At 61.2% G+C, this 19,418-nt stretch carries 15 protein-coding genes; 11 read left to right on the top strand and 4 right to left on the bottom strand.

The features are described 5' to 3' along the window. Positions 1-8: 8 nt before the first annotated feature. Positions 9-2,264 (bottom strand): Orn/Lys/Arg decarboxylase N-terminal domain-containing protein, encoded by a 2,256-nt coding sequence (locus BHC62_RS03810; RefSeq protein ID WP_070994264.1) that lies wholly within the window; start codon positions 2,262-2,264, stop codon positions 9-11. A gap of 189 nt (positions 2,265-2,453) precedes the next feature. After that, positions 2,454-3,194: a DNA polymerase III subunit epsilon gene (gene dnaQ / locus BHC62_RS03805; RefSeq protein WP_166647897.1), complete on the bottom strand. Its 741-nt coding sequence runs from the start codon at positions 3,192-3,194 to the stop codon at positions 2,454-2,456. 200 nt (positions 3,195-3,394) lie between these two features. On the opposite strand from dnaQ, the gene BHC62_RS03800 reads away from it, so the two are divergent. Beyond that, positions 3,395-3,700, top strand: coding sequence for a DUF2388 domain-containing protein (locus BHC62_RS03800; protein ID WP_070994263.1), 306 nt, complete (start codon positions 3,395-3,397; stop codon positions 3,698-3,700). Between the two features lie 29 nt (positions 3,701-3,729). Here BHC62_RS03800 and rnhA read toward each other — a convergent pair whose 3' ends face one another. Continuing rightward, the gene (rnhA, locus tag BHC62_RS03795) at positions 3,730-4,182 is read right to left on the bottom strand and encodes a ribonuclease HI (protein ID WP_029291380.1); all 453 of its coding nucleotides are present in this window, start codon (positions 4,180-4,182) and stop codon (positions 3,730-3,732) included. 84 nt (positions 4,183-4,266) lie between these two features. Further along, a complete protein-coding gene (locus tag BHC62_RS03790; RefSeq protein ID WP_029291378.1) occupies positions 4,267-5,025 on the bottom strand; it encodes a class I SAM-dependent methyltransferase in 759 nt (252 codons plus the stop codon). Between the two features lie 65 nt (positions 5,026-5,090). Between BHC62_RS03790 and gloB the strand changes: the two genes are divergently transcribed. From gloB to BHC62_RS03740, 10 genes are all read left to right on the top strand, one after another. Then, the gene (gene gloB / locus BHC62_RS03785) at positions 5,091-5,858 is read left to right on the top strand and encodes a hydroxyacylglutathione hydrolase (protein ID WP_029291376.1); all 768 of its coding nucleotides are present in this window, start codon (positions 5,091-5,093) and stop codon (positions 5,856-5,858) included. 98 nt (positions 5,859-5,956) lie between these two features. After that, positions 5,957-7,369 carry a lytic transglycosylase domain-containing protein gene (locus tag BHC62_RS03780; RefSeq protein WP_029291374.1) on the top strand — a complete coding sequence of 471 codons (1,413 nt, stop codon included), beginning with the start codon at positions 5,957-5,959 and terminating at the stop codon, positions 7,367-7,369. A 235-nt stretch (positions 7,370-7,604) separates the two neighbouring features. Continuing rightward, a complete protein-coding gene (locus BHC62_RS03775) occupies positions 7,605-9,434 on the top strand; it encodes an extracellular solute-binding protein (RefSeq protein ID WP_070994262.1) in 1,830 nt (609 codons plus the stop codon). Continuing rightward, on the top strand, positions 9,431-11,269 hold the full coding sequence (locus BHC62_RS03770) for an extracellular solute-binding protein (protein WP_029291372.1): 1,839 nt from the start codon (positions 9,431-9,433) through the stop codon (positions 11,267-11,269). Before BHC62_RS03775 ends, BHC62_RS03770 begins: the two co-directional genes overlap by 4 nt. A gap of 1 nt (position 11,270) precedes the next feature. Continuing rightward, positions 11,271-12,344, top strand: coding sequence for a microcin C ABC transporter permease YejB (locus tag BHC62_RS03765; RefSeq protein ID WP_029291370.1), 1,074 nt, complete (start codon positions 11,271-11,273; stop codon positions 12,342-12,344). Position 12,345: 1 nt separating this feature from the next. After that, positions 12,346-13,365 (top strand): ABC transporter permease, encoded by a 1,020-nt coding sequence (locus tag BHC62_RS03760; protein WP_029291368.1) that lies wholly within the window; start codon positions 12,346-12,348, stop codon positions 13,363-13,365. 1 nt (position 13,366) lies between these two features. Next, entirely contained in the window at positions 13,367-14,977 is a 1,611-nt protein-coding gene (locus BHC62_RS03755; protein ID WP_070994261.1) for an ABC transporter ATP-binding protein, read from the top strand. Positions 14,978-15,196: 219 nt separating this feature from the next. Then, positions 15,197-15,727 carry a sigma-70 family RNA polymerase sigma factor gene (locus BHC62_RS03750; protein ID WP_092236993.1) on the top strand — a complete coding sequence of 177 codons (531 nt, stop codon included), beginning with the start codon at positions 15,197-15,199 and terminating at the stop codon, positions 15,725-15,727. Next, positions 15,724-16,692: a FecR domain-containing protein gene (locus BHC62_RS03745; RefSeq protein ID WP_070994260.1), complete on the top strand. Its 969-nt coding sequence runs from the start codon at positions 15,724-15,726 to the stop codon at positions 16,690-16,692. The genes BHC62_RS03750 and BHC62_RS03745 overlap by 4 nt, the downstream gene beginning before the upstream one ends. A gap of 243 nt (positions 16,693-16,935) precedes the next feature. Next, positions 16,936-19,404 (top strand): TonB-dependent siderophore receptor, encoded by a 2,469-nt coding sequence (locus BHC62_RS03740; protein WP_070994259.1) that lies wholly within the window; start codon positions 16,936-16,938, stop codon positions 19,402-19,404. Positions 19,405-19,418 lie beyond the last annotated feature (14 nt).

Genomic DNA, 19,418 nt, shown 5'->3' with positions numbered 1-19,418 from the left:
AACCATCCTTAACACTTGATGCAATCGACGGTGTAACAACGACCGTTGCCGTCGTCTTCGTGTTGTAAGCCATGCACATCGGCGACAAACCCAGGGAAACTGCTATCAAACTCCCGGGCGAAGGCCAGGTAGTCGATGATCGAGCGCGTCGATTCGGTAAAGCGCTCCCCCGGCATGATCAGCGGAATGCCTGGCGGATAAGGCACCAGCATTACGGCAGCGATACGCCCTGGCAAGGCGTCGATGGACACCGCCTCGACTTCGCCGCGCACCAACTGGTCATAGGCATCGGCCGGTTTCATGGCAATCTCCGGCAGCACCGTGTACATGCGTTTGAGGTGTTTGGCCGTGGCGTTGCTGCGATAGCAGCCGTGCAACTGGTCGCACAAGTCCTGCAAACCCATGCCCGGGTAGCGCGCCGGGCCTTGCTGGAACACCGACGGCAGGCAACTGGCCAGGCTGGTATTGGCGTCGTAACTGCGCTTGAACTCCAACAATTCGGTGAGCAGGGTACTCCACTTGCCTTTGGTAATGCCCATGGAGAACAGCACCAGGAACGAATACAGCCCGGTTTTTTCCACCACCAGGCCGCGTTCCCAGAGGAATTTGCTGACCACCGCCGCCGGAATTCCGCAATCGCTCAAGGCGCCACCCGCGGTCAGGCCGGGCATGACCAGCGTGACCTTGATCGGGTCGAGCAACACATAGTCTTCGGCGATATCCCCGAAACCATGCCAGTCGGCCTCGGGCTGCAGCAACCAGTCAGCTGTCGCCACCCGGTCGATACCTGCCACCGAAGGCGGTTGCCAGATGGAAAACCACCAATCATCGGCGGCGATATGCTGGCGCAGATTGGCCAGAGCGCGGCGAAAGCTCAAGGCCTCATCGAACATTTCCTGAAGCAGCGAACGCCCAGCGGGCCCTTCCATCATGGCCGACGCCACGTCCAGCGAGGCGATGATGCTGTACTGCGGCGAGGTGGAGATGTGCATCATGAACGCCTCATTGAAGCGATCACGATCCAGCTGCCGAGCCCCGCCGTCCTGGACATGAATCATCGAGGCCTGGCTGAACGCGGCCAGCAGCTTGTGGGTCGAGTGCGTGGTGAATACCAGCGGGCTGTCGGGCGTACGCGAGGTCCCCATGCCATAGCGCCCGGCGAAAAACTCATGGAAGGCCGCGTAGGCGTACCAGGCTTCGTCAAAGTGCAGCACTTCGACACTGTTGCCCAATTGCTGCTTGATCAGCTCGGCGTTGTAACACAGGCCGTCATAGGTCGAGTTGGTCACCACGGCCAACTTGACCTTGGGTTCGCGGCCACAGGTCAAGGGGCTGGCCTCTATCTTCGCGCGAATCGATTCGCGGCTGAACTCAGTCAGTGGGATGGGGCCGATGATCCCCAGTTCATTGCGCTCCGGGCACAAGTACAGTGGGATCGCCCCAGTCATGATGATCGAGTGCAATACCGATTTGTGGCAGTTGCGGTCCACCAGCACTAGGTCGTCACGCCCGACCATAGAGTGCCACACGATCTTGTTGGCCGTGGAGGTGCCGTTGATCACAAAAAAGGTATGGTCGGCGCCAAAGTTACGCGCCGCGCGGGCTTCGGCTTCAGCCAAGGGGCCGGTGTGATCCAGCAGCGAACCCAGCTCCGGCACTGACACCGACAAGTCCGAGCGCAGGGTGTTTTCCCCGAAAAACTGATGAAACGCCTGCCCCACCGGGCTTTTACGATAGGCAACGCCGCCGCCGTGACCGGGGGTATGCCAGGAATAATTGGAGTCGGCGGTGTGTTGTACCAGGGCCTTGAAGAAGGGCGGCAACAGGCCATCGAGATAGGTACGCGCCGCGCGGGCCACCTGCCGGGCCAGGAACGGCACCGTGTCTTCGAACAGATAGAGAATGCCGCGCAGTTGGTTGAGCTCGCTCATGGCATCGGCCGGGGCGTTTTCCAGGGTGACTTGCTCGCCCAGGGCAAAGATCGGCAGGTTGGGTGCACGCAGGCGCGCCAGGCGGATCAGTTCCACGATGTTCTGCAACAAATGGGTATTTTCCCCGGCACCTTCGGCGGCGATCAGCATGCACGCCAGACCATGGTGGGTCGAGGCCACCAAGCGGCCCTCGGCGTAATCCATGGCGGAAAAGATGCTGAAACCCTCTTGCTCCAACTCCCGGGCGATCCCCCGGACCCGATCACCGGCGACGGTGTCGGCCTTGATGTCGCGATGTACGATCAGGATGGGGAACTTCAGGTCTTTATACATGAGGGCTTGGCGTCCTGAGGGCGATGTACTCAGGGTAGAAGCTGGGAGCGAATGTGGCGAATGAAGATAATAACTAATGTAGGAATGGGCGTGTGTGGGCTTGCCCGCGATGGCGGTGGGTCAGTAACGAATGCGCTGACAGTCACACCGCAATCGCGGGCAAGCCCGCTTCCACATTTTTGACCGCGATTATTGCTGGGTCAGTTGGGTCCACAACGCCGGCGCACCTGCCGATTTGGCGATCGCCTCCAGGCGTGCCGCGTGCTCGGCCATGTCCTGCTCGCTGGCGCGGATGATGGCGGTGGGCTTACGGTCAGCCGGCAGGCGGCGGATTTCCGAAGGCCGGTTGCCCGAGCCTTCTGCCGAGCCGTTGCCATCGGAGGCGTTGCCGGCCAGGGACAGGCTGGTCTGCCCACCGGTCATGGTCAGGTAGACGTCCGCCAGAATCTCGGAGTCGAGCAAGGCGCCGTGCAGTTCACGGCCTGAGTTGTCGACGCCATAGCGCTTGCACAAGGCGTCGAGGCTGTTGCGCTGGCCCGGATGGCGCTCGCGGGCCATCATCAGGGTATCGAGGATCGAGCAGTGACGGGTGATGTCCGCGCGATCCGTCTGGCCCATCAGGGCGAATTCGTTATTGATGAAGCCAACGTCGAACGCCGCGTTGTGGATGATCAACTGCGCGCCGTTGATGAACTCGAAAAACTCATCGGCAACTTCCGCAAAGCGCGGCTTGCCGACCAGGAATTCGTTGGTGATGCCGTGGACGCCAATGGCGCCTTCGTCACTTTCCCGGTCCGGTTGCAGGTACACGTGGAAATGGCGACCCGTGAGGCGACGGCCCATCAGTTCGACACAGCCGATTTCAATGATCCGGTGGCCATCGGTCACCGGCATGCCGGTGGTTTCGGTATCGAGTACAACAGATCGGATGGCCATCAGGGTTCAGCTCTCAACGGTGTGTGTATTTCAAGGGGCGGGATATTAACACGCTCTATACCCGACGCGCCCCATGGCGGAGCGCCATGCCCCCTCGCCCAACAGTTTTTAACAAGGTTTAGCAAAGCTTGCGCAGTTTGCCATCACGCCCTTTGGTAGCCTGCGCCGCTCTTTACTATGCGTAAAAACTACCCATGTCCACACCAAACTACCTGCTCGCCCTGTGCCTGATCAGTGCCGCCAATGCCCAGGCCACCAGCTTTGTGATGACCACGGATGCCCTGGTCAGCCTGTCGATGAGTGCCACCAAGGGCACCAGCAGCAGTTTCAAGGATGACAAAATCGTATTGGCGGCAAAGGACGATGCGGCGGCTTACGTCGCAAGCGGGGGTGAAATACGCGGTGCGCGGCTGGAGTCTGCATTGCTGCATATCCGCCGCACTTTGCCGGCGTTGCGCGAGACAGACGAGCAACTCGCCTGCGCAATGCTGGCGCTGTAACTTCCAGCCCCGGCGAGGCGATGGGAGCTTCAGCTCTGTTTGTACCCGCGAACTTCATCCACGCCACGATTGGCCAACTGGTCTGCGCGCTCGTTGCCGGGGTGGCCGATGTGCCCGCGCACCCATTTCCAGGTGATGTTGTGGCGGTTGCACTGCTCGTCCAGCAACTGCCACAGGTCAGCGTTCTTCACCGGCTCCTTGGCGGCGGTTTTCCAGCCGCGCTTTTTCCAGTTGACCATCCACTCGTTGATGCCCTTCATGACGTATTGCGAGTCCGTCACCAGTAATACATCGCAACGGCGCTTGAGCTCTTCGAGGCCGCGAATCGCGCCCATCAGTTCCATGCGGTTATTGGTGGTGTTGGCTTCGCCGCCCCACAACTCCTTCTCCACCCCCTTGCACACCAGCAAGGCGCCCCAGCCCCCGGGACCAGGGTTGCCCTTGCAGGCGCCGTCGGTAAAGAGTTCTACGCTATCGGTCATTACGCTATCCATCAAAGCGGGTTACCGGCAATCGACCGGCAGTTCCCGAGGTCGAACATGGCGACCTGAATTCCAAAAAATGATTTATGGCTCGCTGGAGCGACGGTTGACCTTGGCCAGGGGCATCGGCACCAGTTTACCCATGGGCTCGCGCCTCACCTGGCTCACCGGCCGCAGCCCGACCACGATCTTGCGGGCTACCAACAGGTAGAAACCGCCACCGGACAACTGCCATGCGCCGGCCCGGCGCTCCCAGCCAGCCAGGCGGCCCTGCCACTTGGGCGAGGCAAGCGGCGGACGATAGCACCCGAAGCGGCGTTTCTCCAGCGCGAAGCCCAGCAGGTTCAACCAGTCGCTGACCCGCGAGGGCGAGATGCAGCGGGCCTGACGCAGCGCATCATGGGCAAAGACGTGCCGCAGGCCCCACGAACTCCAGGGGTTGATGCCAACGATCAATAAATGCCCGCCTGGGCGCACGGCGCTGGCCGCTTCACGCAACAAACCATGGGGCGACAGGCAGAAATCCAGGCCATGCTGCATCACCACCACATCGGCGGCATGCTCGCTCAAAGGCCAGGCCTGCTCTTCACAGACAATCTCGACCCCCGGCAACGGCGCACCCAGGCGCACATTGCGCTGCACCTGGGGTGCGGGCGGTGGGGTCTGGGCCGAAGGGCCGTAGTGCACCAAGTAACCGCCAAAGAAGCGTTCCAGCTCTTCTTCGAGCATAAGCCGCTCTTGTTCCAGCAGAAATTGCCCGATCGGCCCGGACAGCCACTCACGGGCTGCGCTGATCAAGGCCAGCCACTCAGGATCGGCCTGGGCGAACGCTTTATCAGTCATTGCATTCTCCAACTCGCCAAGACGTTCTAAGATGCACCAATGTGTTCAGCTTGGCGAATAGAAGAATGATACAGATCAGTGCCCTGCCCGCCTTCACCGATAACTACATCTGGTTGTTACAAGATCATCGCAGCCATCGCTGCGCGGTGGTTGACCCCGGTGATGCCGCGCCCGTACTGGCGTGGCTTGCGCAGCACCCCGGCTGGACCCTCAGCGACATCCTGGTGACCCATCATCACCCAGACCACGTCGGCGGTGTAGAGCAACTCAAGCAGGCCTCGGGCGCCACGGTCTATGGCCCGGCCAACGAAAAGATCCCGGCCCGTGACGTCGCGCTCCACGATAACGACCGTATCGAGGTACTCGGCTGGAACCTCCAGGTGTTGGCCGTGCCCGGACATACCCTGGGACATATAGCTTTTTATCATCATGGCTTGCTGTTCTGCGGCGACACCCTGTTCGCCGCCGGTTGCGGGCGTTTGTTCGAGGGCACGCCAGAGCAGATGTACCATTCCCTGGAACGCCTGGCCGCCCTGCCCGCCGACACGCTGGTCTACTGCACCCACGAATACACACAAAGCAACCTGCGCTTTGCCCAGGCAGTGGAGCCGGATAACGCCGATATAGCCGAACGAGTGGCAAAGGTCAGCGAGCTGCGGGCAGGCGGCAAGATGACATTACCTTCGACCTTGGCCCTGGAAAAGTTGACTAACCCTTTTCTGCGCACCGCTGAAACATCCGTTAAACAAAAAGCGGACGAGCGGAATGGCCGCGATAACCGCTCTGGGAGCGAGGTGTTTGCTAGCTTGCGCGCTTGGAAAGATACGTTCTAAGCAGAGAGGTTCTGGTACGAAATTTCTGAGTGGTTGACCGGAACCAAAGCGCTTTCTAGAATCGCCCGACATTTTTGCCCGGAACTAACTTCCAGCCAATGTCGTCATCTATTCGTAAATCCAACCATTCAGACGCATTGACCCGCCTGGCTCAAGCCATTGCGGTGGCCGTATCCGCAACTCTGGCGGGCTGCCAAACCAATAATTTCGCTGCACAATCCACCGTGCAACCCAAACCCGTATTTGCTGCCAAGATCAAGCAAAAACCCCTTTGGCTCTCAGAGAAGCCAAGCCCGCAAGTACCCCAGGATGTCTGGGAACGCATGCGCCAGGGGTTCCAATTGCAGGACGGTGTCGGCGTCAACCCGCGTATCGAGCAACAGCGCCTGTGGTTCGCCAGCAACCCATCGTTCCTGGAGAACGCCGGCGAACGCGGCAGTCTCTATATTCATTACATCGTAGAACGCCTGGAAGAACGCAACATGCCCTTGGAGCTGGCGCTGCTGCCAGTGATTGAAAGTGCCTACAACCCAATGGCCTATTCACGCAGCGATGCGGTCGGCCTGTGGCAGTTCATTCCCTCCACCGGGCGCTACTTCAACCTGCGCCAGACCCGCGCCTACGATGGCCGCCGCGACATCACCGCCTCCACCACTGCTGCCCTGGACTATCTGACACGTCTGCATGACATGTTCAACGGCGACTGGTTGCTGGCCCTGGCAGCCTACAACGCGGGCGAAGGCACGGTCAGCCGGGCCATCGAGCGCAACGAGAAGCTTGGCCTGCCCACCGACTACTGGAACCTGCCGCTGCCCCAGGAAACCAAGGACTACGTGCCTAAGTTCCTGGCGCTGTCCCAGGTGGTGCTGGCCCCCGAGGCCTACGGCGTCAACCTGAACCCGATTGCCAACACGCCGTACTTCGAAATGGTTGAAGTCAAGCAAAGCATGGACCTGTCCCGGGTCGCCGCGCTGGCCGAGATCGACGAAGACGAACTGTTCCAGCTCAACCCGGCCTTCAAGCAACGCACCACCCTGGACGGCCCCCAGCATTTGCTGGTGCCCACTTCCAAGGCGCAATTGCTGGCCAGCAGCCTGTCCTCGATGAACCCCGAGGAACTGTTGAGCCTGCGCCCGAAAAAACCGGTGTTTGACGAAGTCGAGCACAAGGCCGTGGCCGGGCGTTCGCGCAGCTACAAGGTCAAGAGCGGCGACAACCTGACGCTGATTGCCAAGGCCAACAAGGTCGATGTGCATGACCTGCAGCGCTGGAACAAGCTCAATGGCCAGGCCTTGAAAGTCGGCCAGACCCTGGTGATGCAGGACACCCGCAAAGTCGTGGCCAAGGCTGGCGGCAAGAAGCCGGTGCAGTACAAGGTCAAGAAAGGTGACTCGCTTTACATGGTTGCCAAGCGCTTCAACGTTGAGATGCAACATCTCAAACGCTGGAACCCACGCACTGGCCAGGCGCTGAAGCCAGGGCAGATGCTGGTGGTTTCCGGGCCACGCTGACCCTTGTGGGAGCGGGCTTGTGTGGGAGCTGGCTTGCCTGCGAATGCATCTACGCGGTGTGACTGATTCACCGCGGCACTTGCATCGCAGGCAAGCCAGCTCCCACATTGGGTCCGCGCACCACTCAAGATTTCGCCGGGCCTGAAAATGGCCTTTTCAACAGTCTTTTTCCAAGTGGAACAAGCTGTTACTGTACCGATCATAAAGCCCAAGCCGCCCGGATCGGATCTCTGACTTGAAGCGTTCCCTCCTTCTACTAATAAGTCTGGCCTTGAGCTTTTCCGCGAACGCGACCATTACCGAGAACCACGGTTATGCGCAGTTCGGTACGCTCAAGTACCCGGCCAAATTCACCCACTTCGATTGGGTAAACCCCGCAGCGCCCAAGGGCGGTACCTTGCGGGTCATGGCGTTTGGCACGTTTGACACCCTCAACCCTTACACCTTCAAGGGCTCAAGCCCGGTTTCCACCGCCAATTTCCTGCAATACGGCGTCAATGAGCTCAACGAGCCGTTAATGGTCGGCACCGGCCAATACGCCCCTTCCGGCGACGAGCCCACGTCCAGCTATGGCCTGATTGCGCAATCGGTGGAATACAGCGAAGACCGCAGCTGGGTGGTGTTCAACCTGCGCCCGCAAGCGCGGTTTCATGACGGCAAGCCCATCACCGCCGACGATGTGGCGTTCTCCTACCGCACATTGCTGACCGAAGGCCATCCGCAGTACCGCACCAACCTGCAGGAAGTGGCCCGGGTAGATGTGCTCAACCCCCACCGCATTCGTTTTGTATTCAAGCGCGCCGGCAACCCGCTGTTGATCCTGCGCCTGGGCGAACTGCCGGTGCTGCCCCAGCACTACTGGAAGCACCGCGACTTCAAGGCCACCACCTTCGAGCCGCCGCTGGGCAGCGGGCCCTATCGGATCAGCCAGGTCCAGCCAGGCCGGCAATTGGTGTTCGAGCGGGTCAAGGACTATTGGGGCAAGGACCTGCCGGTCAATCGCGGGTTCTACAACTACGACAAGGTCGAGGTGGAGTTCTACCGCGACAGCGACGTGGCCTTCGAAGCGTTCAAGGCCGGCGAGTTTGATATCTACATCGAACACCAGGCCAAGAACTGGGCCAATGGCTACAACTTCCCGGCGGTCAACCGTGGCGAGGTGATCAAGGCACAGATTGCCCACCAGATCCCGACCCAAAGCCAGGGCCTGTTCATGAACAGCCGCCGCGCCACCTTCAGCCAGACCAAGGTGCGCGAGGCACTGGGGCTGATGTTCGACTTCGAGTGGACCAACCGCACGCTGTTCAGCGGCGCCTATAAACGTACCTTGAGCTACTACCCCAACAGCGAATTCTCCGCCAGCGGCCTGCCGGTGGGCCATGAATGGCTGATGCTCTCGCCTTACCGCGAACAATTACCGGCCAATCTGTTTACCCAGGCGTTCAGCTTGCCGCAGACCGACGGCCGCGGTATCCCCCGCGAAACCATGCGCCGCGCCCTCGGCCTGCTGGCCGAAGGGGGTTGGAAACTGTCCGGCCAGCGCCTGCTCAATAGCGACGGGCAGCCGCTGCGTTTCGAAATCCTGCTGGTCAATCCGAACCTGGAGCGGATCCTGCAGCCCTATGTGGAGAACCTGCGCTACATCGGCATCGATGCGCGCTTGCGCACCGTGGATCGCGCGCAGTACAAGCAGCGCCTCGACCAGTTCGACTTCGACATGATCCTGATGACGCTCAACCAGACCCTCAGCCCTGGCCTTGAGCAGTGGCAGTACTTCCATTCCAGCCAGGCCGGAATCAAGGGCAGCAAGAATTACGCGGGCATCGCCAACCCGGTGGTCGACCACCTGCTGGAGCAGTTGCTCGCCGCGCAGACCCGCGACCAACAAATCGCCGCCGGCCGGGCCCTGGATCGGGTCCTGCTGTGGCAGCACTACAGTATTCCCAATTGGTATCTCAACTATCATCGCCTGGCGTACCGTAACCGGTTCGCCTTCGTGACCACGCCGCCCTACAGCCTGGGCCTGAGCGCGTGGTGGCTGAAAGCATCGGAGAAACCCCAATGATGGCTTTGCGTACTGCGATTATCAGTGGCCTGTTGTTGTGCACCCAGGCTGTAGCCGCTCCCCAACATGCCTTGACCTTGTATGACGAACCGCCCAAGTACCCGGCCAATTTCAAGCACGTCGACTACGTCAATCCCGACGCACCCAAAGGCGGCACCTTCCGCGAGTCGGCCATGGGCAGCTTCGACAGCCTCAACCCGTTTATCAGCAAGGGCGTGCCGGCGGATAACATCTCCCTGGTCTTCGACACGCTGGCCCAGCAAGGCCTGGACGAACCCATCACCGAGTACGGGCTGATCGCCGGCAAGATCGAAAAAGCCCCGGATAACAGCTGGGTACGCTTTTACCTGCGCCCCGAAGCGCGCTTCCACGATGGCCATCCGGTGCATGCCGAGGATGTGGTGTTCACCTTTGACACCCTGATCAAGCAAGGCAGCCCCATCTACCGGACCTACTACGCCGATGTCGCCGAAGTGGTGGCCGAAGACCCGCTGCGGGTGCTGTTCAAGTTCAAACACACCAGTAACCGCGAACTGCCACTGATCCTCGGCCAATTGCCCGTGCTGCCCAAGCATTGGTGGGCCGGCCGCGACTTTGCCAAGAGCAGCCTGGAGATCCCCCTGGGCAGCGGCCCGTACAAGGTGGCCGAGGTCAAGCCGGGGCGTTCGATCCGCTACGAGCGGGTCAAGGATTACTGGGCCAAGGACCTACCGATCAACAAGGGGCTGTACAACTTCGATTACCGCATCAGCGATTACTACCGTGACAGCACGGTGGCCCTGGAAGCACTCAAGGCCGGGCAGTTCGACTATTGGCAGGAAACCACGGCGAAGAACTGGGCCAATGCCTACAACGTCCCGGCCGTCGCCGAGGGGCGACTGATCAAGGAAGAACTGCCCAACGGCAATCCCACCGGGATGCAGGGCTTTGTGTTCAATATCCGCAAACCGATGTTCCAGGACGTGCGGGTACGCAAGGCCATCAGCCTGTTGCTGGACTTTGAATGGAGCAACAAGCAACTGTTCAACGGTGCCTACACCCGCACCCGCAGTTACTTCGAAAACTCGGACATGGCCGCCACCGGCCTGCCCGGCCCCGCCGAACTGGCGATTCTCGAACCGTTGCGCGGCCGCATCCCGCCCCAAGCGTTCACCGAAGCCTTCGCCCCGCCGAAAACCGATGCCAGCGGCATGATCCGCAGCCAGCAGCGCGAAGCCTACCAACTGCTGCAGGAAGCCGGCTGGCGCATCGTCGACGACAAGATGGTCGACACCAACGGCAAACCGGCGAGCATCGAATTCATGCTGTTCCAGACCGACTTCGAGCGCATCCTCCTGCCCTTCAAGCGCAACCTGGCGGACCTGGGTATTGAACTGGTGATCCGCCGGGTCGACGTTTCACAGTACGTCAACCGCGTACGCTCGCGGGATTTCGACATGATGGTCGGCAGTTTCCCGCAGTCCTCGTCACCCGGTAACGAGCAGCGTGAATTCTGGCAATCGAGCAGTGCCGACAACCCCGGCAGCCGCAATTACATTGGCCTCAAGGACCCGGCCATCGACGAATTGGTGGAACAGTTGATCAACGCCGACTCACGCAACAGCCTGGTGGCCCACGCCAAGGCCCTGGACCGGGTCTTGCAGTTTGGCTACTACGTGATCCCCAACTGGCATATCAAGACCTACCGCGTGGCCTACTGGAATCACCTTGGTCACCCCAAAGTCCCGCCGCGCTATGACGTGGGTATCAATACCTGGTGGATCAAACCCAACACGCCACCGGCAATGACACCGCCCACAGACACCAGCGCCGACCCGGCGAGCGGAGGCGACTGACATGCTGGCTTATATTTTTCGCAGGTTGCTGCTGATCATCCCGACGCTGTTCGGCATTTTGCTGATCAACTTTGTCATCATCCAGGCTGCGCCCGGCGGCCCGGTGGAGCAAATGATCGCCAAGCTCGAAGGCTTTGAAGGCGCCACCAGCCGTATCGCCGGTGGCGGCGCCGAAGTTTCGGTGGCAGGTTCCAGCTACCGCGGGGCCCAGGGCCTGGACCCGACGCTGATCAAGGAAATCGAGAAAATGTACGGCTTCGACAAGTCGGCGCCGGAACGCTTGTGGATCATGGTCAAGAACTACGCCCAGCTGGATTTTGGCGACAGCTTCTTTCGCGATGCCAAGGTCATCGACCTGATCAAGGAGAAGATGCCGGTGTCCATCTCCCTCGGGTTATGGAGCACCCTGATCATGTACCTGGTCTCGATCCCCCTGGGGATCGCCAAGGCCACCCGGCATGGCAGCCACTTTGACGTGTGGACCAGTTCGGCAATCATCGTCGGCTATGCAATCCCGGCGTTTCTGTTTGCCATCCTGTTGATCGTGGTGTTTGCCGGCGGCAGTTATTTCGACTGGTTCCCCTTGCGCGGGCTGACGTCCAACAACTTTGACGAACTGAGCTGGGGCGGCAAGGTCCTCGACTACTTCTGGCACCTGGCGCTGCCGGTCACGGCCCTGGTGATCGGTAACTTCGCCACCATGACATTGCTGACCAAAAACAGTTTTCTCGACGAGATCAACAAGCAGTACGTGATCACCGCCAAGGCCAAGGGCCTGACCAATCACCGCGTGCTCTACGGCCACGTATTCCGCAACGCCATGTTGTTGGTGATCGCAGGCTTCCCTTCGGCGTTTATCGGGATCTTCTTTACCGGCTCGTTGCTGGTGGAAGTGATCTTCTCCCTCGACGGCCTGGGGCTGATGAGCTTCGAGGCGGCGATCAACCGCGATTACCCGGTGGTGTTCGGCACCCTGTTTATCTTCACCCTGTTGGGCCTGGTGGTGAAACTGATTGGTGATTTGACCTACACCCTGGTCGACCCACGCATCGACTTCGAAAGCCGGGAGCATTGAGATGAACCTATCCCCCCTCAATCGCCGCCGCTTCGAACGTTTCAAGGCCAACAAACGCGGCTGGTGGTCGCTGTGGCTGTTCCTGATCCTGTTTGGCCTGAGCCTGGGCGCCGAGTTGATCGCCAACGACAAACCGCTGGCGGTGCATTACGACGGCGACTGGTACTTCCCGGCGCTCAAGCGCTACCCAGAGACCACCTTCGGCGGCGAATTCCCCCTGGAAGCCAACTACAAAAGCCCGTATATCCGCGAACTGCTCAAGGCCAAGGATGCCTGGACGCTCTGGGCGCCGATCCCCTACAGCTACCAGAGCATCAACTACGACCTGAAAGTCCCGGCACCGGCACCGCCGTCGGCCGATAACCTGCTGGGCACCGATGACCAGGGGCGCGATGTGCTGGCGCGGGTAATCTATGGCTTTCGGGTCTCGGTGCTGTTTGCCCTGACCCTCACCGTATTGAGCTCGATCATCGGCGTGGCGGCCGGCGCCTTGCAGGGTTTCTATGGCGGCTGGGTCGACCTGGCCGGCCAGCGCTTCCTGGAAATCTGGTCCGGTTTGCCGGTGCTGTACCTGCTGATCATCCTAGCCAGCTTCGTCCAGCCCAACTTCTGGTGGCTGCTGGGGATCATGCTGCTGTTCTCGTGGATGAGCCTGGTGGACGTGGTGCGCGCCGAGTTCCTGCGCGGACGCAACCTGGAATACGTACGCGCCGCACGGGCCCTGGGCATGCAGAACGGGGCGATCATGTTCCGCCATATCCTGCCCAACGCCATGGTCTCGACCATGACGTTTATGCCGTTCATCCTCACCGGCGCGATTGGCACCCTGACTGCCCTGGACTTCCTGGGCTTCGGCCTGCCCGCCGGCTCGCCGTCCCTGGGCGAGTTGGTAGCCCAGGGCAAATCCAATCTGCAGGCACCGTGGCTGGGCATCAGCGCCTTTGCGGTGCTGGCGATTATGTTGAGTTTGCTGGTGTTTATCGGCGAGTCCGCTCGCGATGCCTTCGACCCGAGGAAATGAGATGAACCAGGACAATCTGATCGAAGTCCGCGACCTCAGTGTCGAGTTCGTCACCGGCGAGCAGCATCAGCGCGTGGTGGAAAACATCAGCTTCGATATCCGCCGTGGTGAAACCCTGGCCCTGGTCGGCGAAAGCGGCTCCGGCAAATCGGTGACTGCCCACTCGATCTTGCGCCTGCTGCCCTACCCCCTGGCGCGGCATCCGTCCGGCACGATCGGGTATGCCGGGCAGGATCTGCTGACCATGAAAGAAAAACCCTTGCGCCAGATCCGCGGCAACCGCATTGCGATGATCTTCCAGGAACCGATGACCTCGCTGAACCCGCTGCACTCCATCGAGAAGCAGATCAACGAGGTGCTGGGCCTGCACAAGGGCCTGACCGGCAAGGCCGCGACCCTGCGCACCCTGGAGTTGCTGGAGCTGGTGGGCATCCCGGAGCCACAAAAGCGCCTCAAGGCCCTGCCCCATGAATTGTCCGGCGGCCAGCGCCAGCGGGTGATGATCGCCATGGCCCTGGCCAACGAGCCGGAACTGCTGATCGCCGATGAGCCAACTACCGCACTGGACGTAACCGTGCAGTTGAAGATCCTCGAACTGCTCAAGGAGTTGCAGGCGCGCCTGGGTATGGCGCTGCTGCTGATCAGCCATGACTTGAACCTGGTCCGGCGCATTGCCCACCGCGTGTGTGTGATGCAACGCGGTTGCATTGTCGAACAGGCGTCTTGTGAGGAGCTGTTCCGTTCCCCGCAGCATCCGTACACCCAGGAGCTGCTGGCCGCTGAACCTAGCGGCGGGCCAGCCAGCAACGCCATTGGTCCACCGTTGCTGGAAGTCGACGACCTTAAGGTCTGGTTCCCGATCAAGAAAGGCTTCTTGCGCAGCACCGTCGATTACGTCAAGGCCGTGGACGGTATCCACTTCAGCCTGCCCCAGGGCCAGACCCTGGGCATCGTCGGCGAAAGCGGCTCCGGCAAATCCACCCTTGGCCTGGCGATCCTGCGGTTGATCGGCAGCAAGGGCGGGATCCGTTTTGAAGGCCAGCAACTGGACCAACTGACCCAACAACAGGTGCGGCCATTGCGCCGGGAAATGCAGGTGGTGTTCCAGGACCCATTTGGCAGCCTGAGCCCGCGCATGTGCGTCAGCGAGATCGTCGGTGAAGGCTTGCGCATCCACAAGATCGGCACGGCGGTGGAGCAGGAAGCGGCGATTATCGCCGCGCTCAAGGAAGTGGGGCTGGACCCGCAGACCCGCCACCGCTACCCCCACGAATTCTCCGGCGGCCAGCGCCAGCGCATCGCCATCGCCCGCGCCCTGGTGCTCAAGCCACGCCTGATCCTGCTGGATGAACCGACCTCGGCCCTGGACCGTACGGTGCAGCGCCAGGTGGTAGAACTGCTGCGCAACCTGCAGGCCAAGTACAACCTGACCTACCTGTTTATCAGCCACGACCTGGCGGTGGTCAAGGCGCTGAGTCACCAGTTGATGGTGGTCAAGCAAGGCCAGGTGGTGGAACAGGGCGATGCCAAGACCATCTTCGCTGCTCCCCAGCATGCCTATACCCGGCAGTTGCTGGAGGCCGCATTCCTGGTGCCGACCTCTCGCATCTGATTCAGGGGGATCCTGTGGGAGCCGTCTCGCCCGACGAGGCTGCGATAGCGGTGGGTCAGGCAACACACCGCTATCGCAGGCAAGCCAGCTGCCACATTTGATCTGTGCAGATCTGCAGGCAACGTCTTTCGCAAAAGCAAACCAATATCATTTGCGCTGCCCGCAGCCCTTTGCTTTAATCGCGACCAATTCCTATTCACGTCATGGCGTCAGCGCCGGTTGGATATTGTGTCGACTTCCCCCACTTCATTCAGTCAGCTCTATGGCAGCCACCACTCGTGGCTGCTCGGCCTTCTGCGCCGACGCCTGAGCAATCGCTGGGATGCAGCCGACCTGGCGCAAGACACTTTTATCCGCGTGCTCAAACGCCCACCCGAGCAGGCCGATGCAGTGCGCGAGCGTTCGTACCTGGCGACCATCGCTCGGGGCCTGTGCATCGACCATTGGCGCCGCCGCCAACTGGAGCAGGCCTGGCTGCAAAGCCTCGCCGACCGCCCGCAAGCGGTGCAACCCTCGCCGGAGCAGCGGGCGATCATCGTCGAAACCCTGTACGAGGTAGACGCCATGCTCGCGCGCCTGCCGCGCAAGGTCAGCGACGCCTTCCTGCTGGCGCAACTGCATGGCCTGACCTACAAGCAAATCGCCGTGCAATTGGGGGTCTGTGAGCGCATGGTGAAAAAATACATGGCCCAGGCGCTGTTGCACTGCGCGGTGCTGGAAGCCGAACTCGACGGGTTGCTCGTGGAATGAACCCCAGCGCAAAACTCAGCCACGCCAGCTTGCAGCAGGCAGCCCTATGGTATGTGCGCCTGCAAGACCCTCAGGGCGGCAGCCAGGCACAACAGCATTGGCAGACATGGCTTGGACAGAGCCCAGAGCATCAGGCGGCTTGGCGGTACGTCGAGCGCGTTAGCCAGCGCTTTGCGCCCCTGACCGACGAGCCCATCGGCGCCAGCCGGGCCCTGCGCGGTACCCGACGGCAAACCCTCAAGACGCTACTGGTGCTGGGTGTAGGTTCGGCATTGGCCTGGGGCACCTGGCGCGGCACCGCCCTGCCCCGGGTGGTCGGCGGCTGGAGCGCCGACTACGCCACGGCCAGCGGCGAGATCCGCGATGCCTTGCTCGGTGACGGCACACATATCTGGCTCAACGCATTAAGCGCCATGGACGTGCGCTTCGATACACATCAACGCTTGCTGCACCTGCGTTTTGGCGAAGTGCTGATCGACACCGCCAAGGACCTCCAGCGCCCGTTCCTGGTCGACACCGCGCACGGCCGCCTGCGTGCCCTGGGCACCCGCTTCAGCGTGCTGCAAGGCGAGCGCGACACCGCCCTCAATGTCTTCGATGGCCGGGTAGAAGTGCGTACCGCCGACGGCCAACAGGTGCGCATTATCGAGGCAGGGCAACAGGCGGTATTCGATCGCCACGCCATCCGCGGCACCAGCACGGCATCCGCCACCCGCGAGGCCTGGAGCCGGGGCGTGCTGCTGGCGGACAACTTGCCACTGGGCCAATTGATCAGCGAACTGAATCGCTACCGCCCCGGCCACCTTGGATGCGATCCGGCCGTAGCGCACTTGCCGGTGATGGGCTCATTCCCGCTCAAGGACAGCGAGCACGCGTTGCAACTGCTGGAGGCCGCGCTGCCGATCCAGATAGACAAAGTGATGCCGTGGTGGGTCAGCGTGGGACCGAAAATACACGCCACCTGACTGCCTGGTTGTTGTGGTGAGGGGGCTTGTGTGAGGGGCTTTGTGGCGAGGGGGCTTGTCCCCCGTTGGACTGCGTAGCAGGCCCACTTTTTGGGGTCGCTGCGCAACCCAACGGGGGACAAGCCCCCTCGCCACAAAGCCCCATTGCCATGCGAATTGCGTTCCCCCAGTTCCCCTTTTCAACGTTCGTTCGGTTAACCCAGCAGACGCTTTCAAATTCGCCGAACCCCTAGGGAACCTTCCATGCCACAACCCGCTGCTTTCACGCTGCGCCCTCTGGCGCTGGCCATCACCGCAACCCTGCTCTGCCTGGGCCCGCTTACCGTGCAGGCGACAGAAACGCCGGCAACCCAGGAAACCGCCCGCAGCTACAGCATCGGCGCAGGATCCTTGGTCAGTGTGTTGAACCGCTTTGCCGAACAGTCGGGGATTTTCATCGCTGGCCACAATAGCCTGGCGGCAGGCAAGACCAGCCCGGGCCTGAGCGGTAGCTACACCCCGGCTGCCGGTCTACAACGCTTGTTGCAAGGCAGCGGTCTGCAGGCCCAGCCCCAGGGCAACAATGGCTATGTGCTGGAACTTGCGCCGCTCAATACCGGCGAACTTGAACTGGGCGCTACCACTATTTCCGGCGTGGCACTGGGGGCCACCACCGAAGACAGCCACTCCTACACCACCGGCTCGATGGCCTCGGCCACCGGCCTGCCATTGTCGATCCGCGAAACCCCACAGTCAGTCACCGTGATCACCCGCCAGCAGATGGACGACCAGGGTTCCAACAACATCGCCGACACCCTGCGCCGCGCCCCTGGCGTCAGCGTGCAGAACTACGACAGCGAGCGCTGGGAATTCTCCAGCCGGGGCCTGCCAATCACCAACTTCCAGTACGACGGCGTCAACTCCACCTATGACGGCGTGTATGACTACGGCACCACCAGCACCGACATGGCGGTGTACGACCACCTGGAAATCATCAAGGGCTCGTCGGGCCTGATGAGCGGTTCCGGCGACCCCTCGGCCACGGTCAACCTGATCCGCAAAAAACCCACCAAAGAATTCAAGGCCTCGGTGACCGGCACCGTGGGCTCCTGGGACAACTACCGCACCGAAGGTGATATCTCCGGGCCACTGACCGAGTCGGGCAATGTGCGTGGGCGTTTTGTCGGGGTCTATCAGGATCGCTCGTCCTACCTGGACCACTACCAGAACACCAAGGACATTGCCTACGGCATCCTCGAAGCCGATCTTACCCCCGATACCCTGCTGACCTTCGGTATCGACCAGCAGGACACCCGCTCCCGTGGCGCCAGCTGGACCGGGCTCCCGATGTACTTCAGCAACGGCAATCGCACGAACTTCTCGCGCTCGTTCAACCCGGCCGCCGACTGGAGCCGCCGCGACTTCCAGAACCAGACGATCTTCGCCTCGGTCCAGCAAAAGCTGGCCAACGACTGGTCACTCAAAGTCAGCCTGGACCGCAAGCGCAGCCAGCACGATACCCTGCTCGCCTCCGCCAGCGGCGGCAACCCGGACCAGGTCACAGGCGAAGGCATGTACATGTTCATGGGCAAGTACAAGGGCGACCAGGTGCAGAACACCCTCGACGTCAACCTCAGCGGCCCGTTCAGCCTGTTGGGCCGCGAGCATGAGTTGATCATGGGCTTTATGGCGACCCGCTCCAAACAGGACGTGCCGGTCTACGGTTCGGTCTACCCGCCGGTGGGCGGCAGCATCTATGACTGGCGTGGCGAGTATGCCAAGCCGAACATTCCACGCAGCGGCCAGAACGACATTGTGCAACGCCAGACCGGCGCCTACCTGGCGACCCGCCTGAAACCTACCGATGACTTGTCGGTGATCCTCGGCACCCGCGTGAGCAATTTCAGCAACAACGACACCACGGATTTCTACGATCCGACCGCCACCGACGCGCGCACCAGTTACAAGCAGACCGGCGTGGTCACACCCTATGCCGGGGTGGTCTATGACCTCAACGATATCTGGTCGGTGTACAGCAGCTACACCAAGATCTACCGCCCGCAGAACACCAAGGACGCCGACCGCAAGCTGCTTGACGCGATTGAAGGCGACACCTACGAAGCCGGGCTCAAGGCGGCCTTTTTCGACGGCCGCCTGAATGCCAGCTTCGCCGCCTTCCGTATCGAGCAGGACAATGTTGCGCAATACGTCTCGGGCTTTGAAAGCGACTCGATCTACCGCCCGATTGCCGGCGCCACGACCAAGGGCTTTGAAGTGGAACTGGCCGGCGAAGTACTCGACGGCTGGAATGTCTCGGCCGGCTATACCTACCAGCACACCCGTGATGCCAACGACGACTATGTCTACAGCTCCGTCCTGCAAACCACCACACCGCAGCAGGTAGTGCGCCTGTTCAACGCCTATCGCCTGCCGGGGGCGCTGGATAAGGTGACGATCGGTGCCGGGGTCAACTGGCAGAGCGAGTTCTTCGGCAATGTGTTCCAGCCCAACCCGAATGACACGGTCAACTTCGGCCAATACGCGCGCATCACCCAGGACAGCTATTACCTGGTGGACCTGATGGCACGCTATCGCTTCAACGAGCACTTGAGCACCACGTTGAACGTGAAGAACGCCTTCGACAAAAAGTACTACACAGGCCTGGGCAACTTCGGTACCGGTTTCTACGGCGAGCCACGTAGCCTGCAACTGGCCACACGCTGGGACTTCTAACCCAACACAAACGT

The organism is Pseudomonas sp. 06C 126 (genome assembly GCF_001855215.1).
In the GTDB taxonomy this organism is placed as follows: domain Bacteria; phylum Pseudomonadota; class Gammaproteobacteria; order Pseudomonadales; family Pseudomonadaceae; genus Aquipseudomonas; species Aquipseudomonas proteolytica.
This window is presented reverse-complemented; position numbering and strand designations above follow the sequence as displayed.

What these genes read in the sequence shown, in the direction of transcription:
- BHC62_RS03810 (WP_070994264.1), bottom strand. Translation starts at nt 2,264, where the DNA reads ATGTATAAAGACCTGAAGTTCCCCATCCTGATCGTACATCGCGACATC.
- BHC62_RS03800 (WP_070994263.1), top strand. Translation starts at nt 3,395, where the DNA reads ATGTCCACACCAAACTACCTGCTCGCCCTGTGCCTGATCAGTGCCGCC.
- rnhA (WP_029291380.1), bottom strand. Translation starts at nt 4,182, where the DNA reads ATGACCGATAGCGTAGAACTCTTTACCGACGGCGCCTGCAAGGGCAAC.
- BHC62_RS03790 (WP_029291378.1), bottom strand. Translation starts at nt 5,025, where the DNA reads ATGACTGATAAAGCGTTCGCCCAGGCCGATCCTGAGTGGCTGGCCTTG.
- gloB (WP_029291376.1), top strand. Translation starts at nt 5,091, where the DNA reads ATGATACAGATCAGTGCCCTGCCCGCCTTCACCGATAACTACATCTGG.
- BHC62_RS03780 (WP_029291374.1), top strand. Translation starts at nt 5,957, where the DNA reads ATGTCGTCATCTATTCGTAAATCCAACCATTCAGACGCATTGACCCGC.
- BHC62_RS03770 (WP_029291372.1), top strand. Translation starts at nt 9,431, where the DNA reads ATGATGGCTTTGCGTACTGCGATTATCAGTGGCCTGTTGTTGTGCACC.
- BHC62_RS03765 (WP_029291370.1), top strand. Translation starts at nt 11,271, where the DNA reads ATGCTGGCTTATATTTTTCGCAGGTTGCTGCTGATCATCCCGACGCTG.
- BHC62_RS03760 (WP_029291368.1), top strand. Translation starts at nt 12,346, where the DNA reads ATGAACCTATCCCCCCTCAATCGCCGCCGCTTCGAACGTTTCAAGGCC.
- BHC62_RS03755 (WP_070994261.1), top strand. Translation starts at nt 13,367, where the DNA reads ATGAACCAGGACAATCTGATCGAAGTCCGCGACCTCAGTGTCGAGTTC.
- BHC62_RS03745 (WP_070994260.1), top strand. Translation starts at nt 15,724, where the DNA reads ATGAACCCCAGCGCAAAACTCAGCCACGCCAGCTTGCAGCAGGCAGCC.
- BHC62_RS03740 (WP_070994259.1), top strand. Translation starts at nt 16,936, where the DNA reads ATGCCACAACCCGCTGCTTTCACGCTGCGCCCTCTGGCGCTGGCCATC.